A 12,397-nucleotide genomic window follows, 5' to 3' on the forward strand; every position below is an offset into this window, starting at 1 on the left:
TGCTCGCTAACGAACCAACATTTTAATTGTAACTACTTTTCTGTCTCGATCAATGATTCTGATCATGTTTAAGCCTTTTGGCAAGTCTTTAGAATCAAGCTCTATGTAACCTGAAGCAGCCTTAATTTCAAAGTTGGAACTACTCACTACTACACCACTGGAAGTCACTACCTGAAGCTCAATTTCTTGATCTTCAGCTACTTTATAAGCAAGTTTAAATTTCTCTCCAAAAACAACAGGGTTAGGGAAGACACTGAATACAGTATTGATTTCAAGTTGAGCTTTGTTTAGCAGCACCCTTTTCACCTCTGAATATTCAAACTCACCATTAAAGTCAGTCTGCTTTAATCGGTAATAAGAAGTGCCGCTCAAAGGCTCTGAATCAGTATAGGTATAGTTTAATATCTCATCACTATTTCCAGCCCCATTAAGTACTCCAATTGCTGTGAAATCCTTTCCGTTTGCACTTCTTTCAATTGTGTAATAAGCGTTACCTTCTTCACTAGCCGTTGTCCAATTCAATTGAACAGATTCATTATTGATATTCTTAGCATCAAATGAAATCAAGGTAATTGGAAGCGCATACTTTTCAGTTGCTCCTAATGTAAAGAATTGTGTATCGGTTAAGTCAACTCTAAAGGTTACTGTTTTCTTAACCGCATCAATTGAAGTAGGTGCTTGAAGAGTAACACCTGAGGTGAAATCTCCATCTGCATCTAGCATTAGTCTTACAAGGTTAAGGTTGTTTGTTCCTACACCAGAAGGTCCGCCAATTGAGAATAAGTCAAAAGTTAAATCAACTTGTCCAACTGTTCCAGTCTCTTGAACATACCATTCTCTAAATAGCCTACTCTTTACTTGAGAAGTATTAAACTCTGTATTTCCGTCAGCCTTTGTTCCAGTCAGTGGCTTATTTTCACTTCCCCATATCGAGAACGAATCATCATCTCCAATCGGACTGACTGACGCCATTTTAACAATGGTACCGGCATTAGAACTCTTAGAGGTTTCTTGAAGGAAACAAGAGTTGTCATCTCGAGCCAAGCCAGAAATGTTATAGTTATAAGTCGGTTGTTCGGTCCAATCCCATACTACGCCACTATCAGAGGCTAAATAATCTTTTTCACCTGTATCTCCAGCTCTAGTGATTCCGTATTTTAAAGCAAGGTATGAATCAACTCGCACACGCTCATTGGCTGTCAAAACCCTAGAGTAAGCTAGCACTTCGGCTATATTTCCCTGTAGCTGAGAGTTTATTGTATAATCAGCAATAGCTCCGTTATTTCCTATACCCATAGCTGTACCACCATTTAACGAAACATTATCGGAGGTACCAGAACCTACATTCGCAGCATCCACATACAGTTTAACTGTTCCAGAGGCTGCCTTTACACGGGTTCCCATTGCAATATGAGGAATACCGTTATTGTATTTGGCAGTGCTATAAGCAGTACGACCAGAGTTATTAGCAGCATTAAAATGAACTGCACCATTATCTGCCAAGCCTAATGCATAATCGGCTGTTCCTCCCGATACGCCAGAGCTCATTAGCACTGGAGAATCCTCAAAGTTTCCAGTATTCCCTCCATTTTGAGTAGTTGAGAAAACAGTCGCTAAAGTCATATCATCACTTACCACATTACCATTATCGGTACTTATATATGCTAGATCAGAAGTGCCTGGATCAGAAAAACGAACGACTGGATTAAAATTAAAGGTTGCTGTTTTGAGCTTTGGTAATACTGGAGACACTCCATTTGGTGTTACCGCTCCATCATTATCAGCCGTACTCTTATCGGTCCAAGTATTAACGGTAGCATCATTTATAACAGCATCAGGGCCATTATTTGCTTTTAACCATAAGGCTAAACCACTTGTTACTCCACCTGGACCACAAAGCTCTATTGCTGTTCCAAGTGTAAAATAATCTCCATCGGCAAAATCTACATTCTCAAAAGTCAATACATTTCCATTGAAAGTACCGCCACCTACTGTGGTACCAGAGGCCATGGTTGAACTAGCAGACCTAATCAGTTTAAAGTCTGCTGCCGAAGAAGAGTACCCCAGACCTGTTAAATCAAAAGATATAGTAGTATTACCTACAGTTCCGGTTTCATCCACTCTCCAAACCCTTCTCATTCGCTCAGTAACCCCAGTAGGAACATCTGGACTACCATCATTTGCAGCATTTACAGCGTTTGACTGTTCCTTATCGGCATTATCATTACCCCAAACCATAAATGATTCATCTGCTGAGAAACTATTAAGATTGGATTTATTATCTGCCGCAATTCCACCTAAACCAATGGTAACAATTGAACCATCATTCACACTTTTAGATTGTTTTTGAATAAAGCAAGAACCATCATCTCTGCCAATACCAGCAATATCGTTCTTATATGAAGCGTTGTCCGTGGCATTCCATATCACTGAACTTGATGAATTCAAATAGTTCTGTCCTGTAGTTTGATCTAGCGTTATACCATATTTTATAGCCAAATAACTTTGAATTCTAAGATGTTCGTTGGTATCATCGGGACGTACGGAGAATGAAATCAGCTCTGCAATTTGTCCATCGTAAGCTCTCGAAAAGAATGCTCGAAAATTAGCTAGACGATAAGCCACATTAGAGGAAGTTTTAAAAGTACCAGTTGAGGCATCATCTCTCTGTTCTCCATTAATATATATCTGAGTACTGGTATTAGTCGCATTATTTCTCACTCCCAAGAGTAAACTCTCCCCTGCAAGTACTTTCGGCCTACCAGCTGTATCGTTTGCACGTCTATACCATGTGTTTGTTGTGCCCATTACATGGGTAAACAGTTCAGAGCCAGACGCAATATTACCAAGTGTAAAACCACCTATATTAACTGACGCAGAAGGAGCATCAAAACCAATAACTGTTTGAGGAGTCGAACCTGTAGTTATTTCATTATCCGCTTTAAAAACGAAATAATAAGCGGTTGTATAAAACCCCGCACTACCACTCATCCACTCTGAATTAGTGATGTCGAAATTTAATGCGGGATTGAAGTTTATTGAGTTACTAACATAATTTGGGTAATTAGTGGCAACGTTTGCATCGTTTGACCCAGAAAAATCACCCCATGAGGTAACGTCAGCTCCGTTAACGGTGGTGTTTGGTCCATTATCGGCTCTTAGCCATAAGGTTAAATTTGTAGTTACATTACCTGGCCCACAGCTAATAAAACCTGTACCTAAGGTAAAGTATTGACCATTTTCAAAATTAACTCCAGAAAAAGTGATGGTGCTACCACTTAAGGTACCGCCAGTTATTACCTGAGCAGAACTGAAATCACCACCTGAAGAATTCCCTGCTATTAGTAAACTATAGTCCGATTCGGCAGGTGTGCCTCCACTAAACGTAAAGCCAGAAATATCGAAAGAGACACTATTATTACCTGTCTCACCAGTTTCGCCAACTCTCCAAACGCGTTCTACTCTACGAGTAATTAAAGGAGGTACATCTGTGGTTTCATCATCATCTTTATCACCGCTGTCATTTCCCCAGATTAGCCATGAATTGTTATTAGGAAATGAACCTCCATGATCCATAGTAACCACAGAACCCATGTTTTCACTCCTTGATTTAACCTGCTCAAATTCAGAGTTATCGTCTCTTGCAATACCTGCAATGTCCTTGTTGTATTCCAAATACCCTCCTAAAGAGGCGTTTAGCGTTGTGTTAAAAACAATATCACCTTGAGAATTTACGTAGTTAATAGGAGTCGACTGGTCAAGTGTGATTCCATACTTTACGGCCAAATAACTCTCTATTCTATTGCGTTGTGAGATAAGGAAAGCACCCGGCTCATTACAGTAAATAAGTTCGGAAATTTCTCCATAATATGAGTTTGCGCTGCTACTGCTACCATTGTCATATCTTGAAGCTCCATCTGAAGCTCCAAACTCTATTCCATCGGTGTCGCTATAAAGTAGCCCAACATTGTTTAAGGTCGCAAAGCTTTGGCCATTTAAGTAGCCCGTAACTGTACCTGTTGAAGATGTGTTTCCACTAAACTCTAAAGTAACTATGTATTCTGTATTCTCAGACAAAGTTGCTGTTGCAATGGTTGCCACATTCGCTGTCGTATTCCAAGGAGACCCGCTACCATCACTCGTTCTGTTCCAAGACGAAAGGTGTAGTTTTCCATCTCGAATATAAACGGTGATACCTCGATCATTCCCTCCTTGCTCATATAATACTTGACGAGTATTAATATCCGAAGTGCTTGTTCTAAAAGCTAAATTGATTCCCTTTTTAGTATATGGCCCACCTGTATTAAACGCTAGGTTATTAGCTATAGTGAGGCTTGTACTTCCTGTAGTAAAATCAACCGTAGGGTTAAAATTGATGTTGCTAGTCGTGCTTCTGTACGTTGGTGCGGCAACTCCTGTAGTAGCATCATGATTTCCAATCCACTGATCTTGCCAGTCGGTCACGGTACTCCCATCAGTAGCAGTAGTTACTCCAACATTAGCCTTTAACCATGTAGTTAAAGCAGCTTTATAGCCTCCAGGCCCAGTTCCTGGAGTCAAACAGTTATCTGATGACACACCCGCTGATAAACCAGCAACCAAATCAAGCCCTGAGTCACTGGCTTTGGTATCGGTAGGAAAAGTGAAAATATCAGTTAAATCATGATCTGTATCGTTTGTGTCGAATGCAAAAATTGAGAAGCCATAAATAACTGTATTTGCAGCAATTCCTAGTTCACTAAAAGAAACCGCTACTCCTTGCAAACTTTGGGCACTCTGTCCAAAAAAAGTACCAATATTGATAATTGGGGTTGGGTCTAATCCCGTATCCTGTCTTCTTAAAATAAGAAAGTTGTCGAATGAGCGTCCACCTCCTGTGCCTGAATTTGTCGGGTCTGGCCAATCTGAGTCTTCAATATCAATCATTGAACCATAAGATGCTGGTTCGCCATTAACATCAAGAGAGAGTATTGCTGCAATCTTTATTTCATCATTTCCTCCCCTTTCAATGATTGGAAAAACAGCACTATCTGGTTCACAAGTAACTAAGCCTGTAAACCAAATTACATCTAAACGCTCTACCTGTGCTTGTATGGTATTGAGTCCCTCATCATCCTCGTTAACCATAATATTATCATAACCAGCATTCAAAACCCCGGACTGATAAAGGGCATCTGCATCTTCTACTTCATCTGCATCTAACTCCAGTTCTCCTGGTGTAAGTGGACTAAACGATGGGTCAACAATACTACCTAAAGTATACCAAACGTTGATATATGCTTGATTGTCAGTCCTCTTAATAACTAAAGTATCTGGAAGAACAAAGTTATCATAGAGTTTACCACCAACAGTGTAAGACTTGATTTTCAAGTTGTCCCCTGTTCCATAATAAAGATCGTAGGGTAAACTTGGCTGAATGTCATTGATAGCATCACTCGGTGAGGTTACCGAAACTGTTGAAGGAACAGAGGTTGGCAAAGGGCTTGCATAGTTAATAGAAGTTATATGGGACTGCCCTAATAATGCCGTATTGATAAAACATAGCAATAGCATGCCTAAAAAAACTCTCCCGAAAAAAGTATCAACTAAATCTACGTACCTCACCTTTTGTTTTAGTTAAAATCTCTCGCCATAGGTTTTCTTCTATGACATTGAAAAATGTTTGAGTAATTCGTTGAACATCTTTTGTTCAAAATCAAATGGTTAAGTAAATGGTGGGTTGAGGAAAATAATAATGATGCAAAGATGGTAGCTTTGCCTTAAATAGTGGGTGAAAGAGGTGGCAAATGTATATTATATTTTTGTTAATCAAAAATAATCTTATGCCACTTAGATATAAAAATTAGCATTTGGCCACAAAACACCCACCTTTGATTTATCTTGTAATTCAATAACATTGATTCAGCATCTTGACTTAAAAAACTATCCTACTGAATTTTTACTTGGCAATATTATACTGGCAGTATATAATTCTATGAGGCATTTAGACTCCTTAAAAAAAGGACACGACTAGTATTCAAAATTTCCAAATTCAGAATTGATGGTAAGTTTCCTATTTTCTGAGGCTTCCACTCTGCCTACAATTTGTGCATCGATGTTAAAGCTCTTTGAAATGGAGATGATTTCTTCGGCAAATTCTTCATCAATATAAATCTCCATTCTGTGCCCCATATTAAAGACCTTATACATTTCTTTCCAGCTAGTTCCGCTTTCTTCCTGAATCATTTTGAATAAAGGAGGAAGTTCGAAAAGGTTGTCTTTTATAATATGAACATTGTTTACAAAGTGAAGTACTTTGGTTTGAGCGCCTCCGCTACAATGAATCAATCCTCCAATTTGATTTCGGAATTTCTTGAGAATTTCCACCATCACAGGAGCGTAAGTTCTAGTCGGAGACAACACTAATTTACCAGCATTCAATGGGCTTCCCTCCACAGGGTCAGTCAATTGATATTTACCAGAATACACTAAATCTGAAGGCACAGCGTGATCGTAGCTTTCTGGAAATTTAGCAGCTAAGTCTTTATGGAATACATCATGACGAGCAGAAGTAAGCCCGTTCGAGCCCATTCCGCCATTGTACTCATTTTCATAAGTTGCCTGACCGTAGGAAGCCAAACCAACAATAACCTGACCCGGTTTAATTTTTTCATTGGTTACTACATCTTCCCTTTTCATTCGAGCGATAACCGTACTGTCCACTACAACGGTTCTTACCAAATCACCTAGGTCTGCCGTTTCGCCTCCAGTGCTAATAATGTTCATGCCGTTATCTCTCAGCATCTGAAGTACTTCTTCGGTGCCATTGATCAGCTCAGCAATCACTTCACCCGGTATCAGGTTTTTATTTCTGCCAATTGTCGAAGAAAGAAGAATGTTATCGGTGGCGCCAACACAAAGTAAATCATCAATATTCATAATAATAGCATCTTGAGCAATGCCACGCCAAACCGAAAGATCACCGGTTTCTTTCCAATACATATAAGCCAAAGCTGACTTTGTGCCCGCTCCATCGGCATGCATGATATTACAGAACGCATCATCACTGCCCATAAAATCAGGAACAACTTTACAAAAAGCAGTAGGAAAAACTCCTTTGTCTAAGTTCTTGATTGCGTTGTGAACATCTTCTTTTGAAGCTGAAACGCCTCTTTGCATGTACCGGTCGCTCATATCTGATAATTTAAGATCACAAAAATAAAAAAACCCCGTATGACGGGGCTCTTTTTTCAGGTTTTTAATCTGCCAGAAAATTTAATGCAGCTTAGTTGTCTTTATATTCAATTACTTTAAACTCTGTTCTACGGTTTTGCTGATGTTGTTCTTCCGTACAATCCGCATCGTTACCACAGCCATTAATCAACTGAGACTCTCCATAGCCTTTCGCTACAAGCCTATTTTGCGAAATTCCTTTGAGAATCAAATAACGAACAGCTGCTTGGGCTCTTCTTTCAGATAAGTCTAGGTTAAACGCATCTTCCGCACGTGAATCGGTATGAGAGCTTAGCTCAATTTTAATATTCGGGTTATCCTTTAAGAGTTCTACAAGTTTATCCAGCTCTACTGCTGCGTCTGGCCTAATTTCAGCCTTGTTCAAATCATAATAAATATTCTGAAGCACGATTGTTTTCTCAAGAATAATCGGATCTAATGTTAAAGAGGATTCAAACTTTTTGGTGGTAAATCGCTCCACCAAATCTTCTTGTTTAATTTCTCCACCCACAGTTGAAAATGCACGTCTCTTTACGAAGAAGTTCGGTTTCTCTCCAAGTAAAATATATTCCTTTTCAGGGTCTACTTTGAATTGAAAAATACCACCACGACCCGTTAATTGGTCGTCTATAACTTCATTATCCGTGCTCATAAGTTTTACACGCACATCTGGCAAAATACTTTGTGTACTGTCTTCATTCAACTGATAAGTTACTCCTGCTAGAATGTATTCGATTTTCTTTAGGTCGGAAGAGTTGTCTATGAAAGTGTAAATGTCATCATCTCCTTTACCTCCTGGTCGATTAGAACTGAAAAAACCTTCATATGGAAATTCAGAATAGACTAAACCAAAATCATCATAAGATGAATTGATGGAAGGCCCCATGTTTTCGATAGTAATATTTCCGCCTTCATTAATAGCCACAAAAACATCGAGCATTCCAAAACCAGCATGACCGGTTGAAGAAAAGTAAAGTTTGTTATCTGGCGAGACATAAGGAAACATTTCATCTTCCGGTGTATTAATAGTCGGCCCCATATTTTGAACATCGGCCCATCTGCCTCTGTCATTAAGCCTTGTTCTATAAATATCTGAGCCACCCAAGCCTCCAGGGCGGTCTGAAGCAAAGTAAATGGTTTTTCCATCTCCGCTAAAAGTAGGGCTACTATCCCAAGAGTCTGGGCTATTAATAGGCATCAACTGTGGAGTGGTCCATTCTCCGTTTTTCTTGGTGGAAATGTATAAGTCTGTGTTAAAGCGTCCTCGCTTGTCTGCTGAGTTTCCTTTTGCAAATACCACTGAGTTTCCATCGGGTGAAAAGGCCAAAGAGCCTTCATTGATTTCTTCATCATTGAATATACCCGATAGTTTTTCAATTGAAGCCGCATCCAAATTCAGTCCGTTGGTTTGTACTTTATATAAATCGGTAAAGGGAATTCCATAACGCTCAAAGCTCGCTTGCTCTCGGCCAGTAGCAAAATAAAGCTCATTTTTAAAGAAATAAGGGCTGTATTCTGCATTTTCAGTATTAATGCCTTCTGCGTTTTTCACATCAATGTTTCGAACATTCAAACTAATACTGTCCAGCTTGTCGAGATTCTTTAACTCTGCTTTAGCCCTATCTACAAAATTTTCGACCGTGGCATACTGCAAATACTTTTGAAGTACATTCTTGGCATCATTGTATCGCTCAGATGCCTTTAAAGCTTGAGCATAGTGCAACTCCATTTCATCATCAGCATAGCCGCCTTCAATGGCCTTGGCGTAATAATCGGTTGCTTCATAAATTCGGTTGGTTTTGCGGTATGATTCCGCCACGAAATAATTATAAACTGGCGACTCAGGATCGTCCTCCAATTCTTTTTTATAATCTTCGATTGCTAGATTGTAGTTTGCATTCTCATAGCTCTTCTTCACTTTTACTTCTTTGAACTTCTCAATTTCTTCCTCTACTCCGCCAGTCAAGCTACCCACATTGCTAGATTGCGCATTTGTAGAGCGACCACCATTAGCAGGAGTACTGGGTGTATCAACTCCAAGAAAGTTTTGGGAAGATTTACAGCCCACTAAAAGGGCCATCATAAGAATACCTATAATTTGAATCCTATTCCTCATCGGTTGTAAATTAGCGAAATAAGCTGAATGCTAATACTCTATACGTTTGCCGATTGTTTAAAGTATCTGTTTAGCCAAGTTTTACCCGCTTCAACGCACCAATTATTCTTAAGTTGGCCTTTTGTCTGAATTGTATTGTCGAAGAAAAGTGTGTGAGCCGAAATTCGTCCATTTTCAACCTCCGATTTAATTTGGCTCAATGGCACCAATTCTACTTCATTATTAATTAAGAAGGCAATATTGGTACGCTGAAAAAAGTCAACTCCTAAATTTGATGAAAGTTGTTGGACAAACCTTACTTGGGTATCGATAGAACAGCCGCTGGCCATATTGAAAGACTCATCGGTGCTTATAATAAGAAAGTAATCGTGCTTAATAATTCCCGAAGCCATCAAATCATTACCATGAGCCGCCCATTGATTCAGGAAAGCTTCAAGTTGATCTAAACACTTTTTCTGTTCTAAGGCAGTCAATTTTCTATCAGCCTGATAAATCCAGAGGCGTGAGTTTTTGCTGAGTTTGTCAAAATCGGCTAGCATAGTCTTTTTTATTCAAATGTCGTTCACTTGTCATTTTGAACCAACTATAACGGATAATAATTCCTTTTCGGTTGTTGTAAATCAGAGATAAAGAATTTTTGAACCAGAGGCGTTTGAAATCAACACTTGAAAATTACTCAAAATGAAACACATTAAATTTTACTTTTCAATTCTTTCAATGGCTTTACTTTCTAATTGTATAGGAACTGATATTGTGGAAGACGTTGCTGTTATCGAAACGGTTTCTATAAACAATGCCATAGATAGTTTAAAGATTGGAGACACCTATACCTTCAGCGCTGATTATTTCAACGGACTTGGTAAGCCTGTTGAGGCTATGATTACATGGTCAAGTTCAGACCCGTCTATCATTAGTATTGAGCAAACCGGCAGTGCTCAAGCCATTACAGCAGGAAACGTATACATTAAAGCTGCAAAAGGTAACAATGCGGATTCTGTAAAGGTGAATGCCGGAAACACCACTTCGGTATTGGCAAACAATAGACAGGGCACTTTTATGGGAAGAAACAATTATTCTGTTTCTGGAAATTTCAGCTTGCAAGAAGTTAATGGAAGCCTCACACTAATTTTTGATGACAACTTTCGAGCATCAAGTGGCCCAGGGCTTTATGTCTATCTATCTAATCAACCTACAAGCATTACTGGAGGAGAAGAGGTGGGAAAATTAATGAAAAACGCAGGAGCTCAATCCTACTCTATTGCTACAAACATCCAGCTCACTACCTACAATTATGTGCTAATATATTGTAAACCTTTTGGAGTACCGTTTGGTACTGGCTCTTATAATTAACCACCATGAGAAACATTTATTTACTAATCATTTTGCTTTGCCTTAACCTAAACTCATATGCGGGAGGAGGTTGGCCGCAGCCTAAAGGCAAAGGCTATTTTAAGCTTGGTTATTACGGTATAGTATCTAGTAACTATTATTCGCCCAATGGTAATATTTTAGATATTTCAACAGCAGGTATTCATATTGCCAATTTCTATGGAGAATATGGGTTAACCAAACGCTTGACAGGGATTGCTTATGTTCCCTTTTTTTCTAGGGCTACACTAAACGAACAAAAATCGGCAAGAACAGGAAATGTGATCTCCGAAGGTGACGCTGTAAATTCATTTGGCGATACAGATTTGGGCTTTAAGTATGGGATTATAGTGGATAAACCCATTGTTGTGAGTGCTTCCGTTATGTTTGGAATTCCGCTAGGGAACAGTATGGGCGGAAGAACAGAAGTGCTACAAACTGGAGATGGAGAGTTTAATCAAATGCTGGGTATAGAAGCAAGCAGGGGGTTAAACAAGGGGAAATCATGGGTATCAACTTTGATTGCCTTCAATAATAGATCTGAGAGTTTTTCAGATGAGTTTAGAGTTGGTATTGAACTTGGAACCAAACTAGGAGATAAATGGCTAGCCAATGTAAAAGTACTAAGCGTTAATTCATTGAATAATGGAAACGATTTTGAAACGCCTTCTAACGGAATATTCTCTAACAATATTGAATACCTTGCTATTACGCCAGAGCTAGCATATCAATGGAATGATAAATGGGGTATTTCGAGCGCCATAGGTTTTGCCGCCTCAGGAAAAAGAGTGTTAGCAAGCCCTTCGGCATCTTTTGGAGTATTCTTCAATTTGTAGAAAGAGAAAACCTTAATTAAAATGTAGCCTCTAGAAAACGATTATTCTAGAGGCTTTTAACTTATAAGCCTTCATTTTTAGCAATCAGCTCAGCCAAATCCATTACTTCTACACTGGCTTCCTTATTCTTACTTTTTACACCATCACGCATCATAGTCATACAAAACGGACAAGCCGAAGCAACAATACTCGCACCTGTTTCAATCGCTTCTTCCGTTCTTTCAACATTTACCTCTTTATTACCAGGTTCTGCATCTTTAAACATTTGAGCACCACCAGCCCCACAGCAAAGACCTTTCGTTCTGCAACGCTTCATTTCAATTAACTCGGCATCGAGAGCTGCTAAAACCTCGCGTGGAGCTTCATAAATATTGTTCGCCCTTCCTAAGTAGCAAGAATCGTGATAAGTAATCTTCTTCCCTTTGAACTCTCCGCCACCTTTCAAGCCAACCTTGCCTTCATTAATTAATTGCTGAAGGTAAGTAGAATGGTGAATCACTTCGTAATTACCACCTAGCTCTGGATATTCATTTTTAATGGTATTAAAGCAATGCGGACAAGCCGTAACAATCTTCTTTACGTTGTAAGTATCCAAAACCTGAATGTTAGAGACTGCCTGCATTTGAAACAAAAACTCATTTCCAGCCCTTCTGGCAGGGTCTCCAGTACAGGTTTCCTCTGGGCCCAAAACGGCAAAGGAGATTCCTACTTTGTTCAATATTTTGACAAAAGCTTGGGTTACTTTTTTATATCTATCGTCAAAAGAACCAGCACAACCTACCCAAAAAAGTATTTCAGGAGATTCACCTTTAGCGGCCAAATCGGCCATAACGGGTACATTATTCAATTTATCACTCATGATTTC

General features: G+C 39.2%; 7 protein-coding genes. 2 read left to right on the forward strand and 5 right to left on the reverse strand.

Going from position 1 to position 12,397, the window contains the following annotated elements; genetic code table 11:
* Positions 1-6: 6 nt before the first annotated feature.
* The 4 genes from OB69_RS03220 to OB69_RS03235 form a co-directional block, all read right to left on the reverse strand.
* Entirely contained in the window at positions 7-5,553 is a 5,547-nt protein-coding gene (locus OB69_RS03220) for a beta strand repeat-containing protein (RefSeq protein ID WP_053222252.1), read from the reverse strand.
* Positions 5,554-6,009: 456 nt separating this feature from the next.
* Positions 6,010-7,173 carry an AIR synthase related protein gene (locus OB69_RS03225; RefSeq protein ID WP_053222253.1) on the reverse strand — a complete coding sequence of 388 codons (1,164 nt, stop codon included), beginning with the start codon at positions 7,171-7,173 and terminating at the stop codon, positions 6,010-6,012.
* A gap of 91 nt (positions 7,174-7,264) precedes the next feature.
* Complete coding sequence (locus tag OB69_RS03230) at positions 7,265-9,328, reverse strand: OmpA family protein (RefSeq protein WP_053222254.1); 2,064 nt, start codon at positions 9,326-9,328, stop codon at positions 7,265-7,267.
* 38 nt (positions 9,329-9,366) lie between these two features.
* The gene (locus tag OB69_RS03235) at positions 9,367-9,867 is read right to left on the reverse strand and encodes a hypothetical protein (RefSeq protein ID WP_053222255.1); all 501 of its coding nucleotides are present in this window, start codon (positions 9,865-9,867) and stop codon (positions 9,367-9,369) included.
* 142 nt (positions 9,868-10,009) lie between these two features.
* Between OB69_RS03235 and OB69_RS03240 the strand changes: the two genes are divergently transcribed.
* Together OB69_RS03240 and OB69_RS03245 are read left to right on the forward strand one after the other, a co-directional pair.
* Positions 10,010-10,678: a DM13 domain-containing protein gene (locus OB69_RS03240; protein WP_053222256.1), complete on the forward strand. Its 669-nt coding sequence runs from the start codon at positions 10,010-10,012 to the stop codon at positions 10,676-10,678.
* A 5-nt stretch (positions 10,679-10,683) separates the two neighbouring features.
* Positions 10,684-11,532 (forward strand): hypothetical protein, encoded by an 849-nt coding sequence (locus OB69_RS03245; RefSeq protein ID WP_053222257.1) that lies wholly within the window; start codon positions 10,684-10,686, stop codon positions 11,530-11,532.
* A 61-nt stretch (positions 11,533-11,593) separates the two neighbouring features.
* On the opposite strand, the gene OB69_RS03250 is transcribed toward OB69_RS03245, so the two are convergent.
* Positions 11,594-12,391 (reverse strand): (Fe-S)-binding protein, encoded by a 798-nt coding sequence (locus OB69_RS03250; protein ID WP_245620772.1) that lies wholly within the window; start codon positions 12,389-12,391, stop codon positions 11,594-11,596.
* Between the last annotated feature and the right edge of the window lie 6 nt (positions 12,392-12,397).

Origin of the sequence: Roseivirga seohaensis subsp. aquiponti (genome assembly GCF_001267955.1) — a bacterium.
GTDB lineage: Bacteria > Bacteroidota > Bacteroidia > Cytophagales > Cyclobacteriaceae > Roseivirga > Roseivirga seohaensis.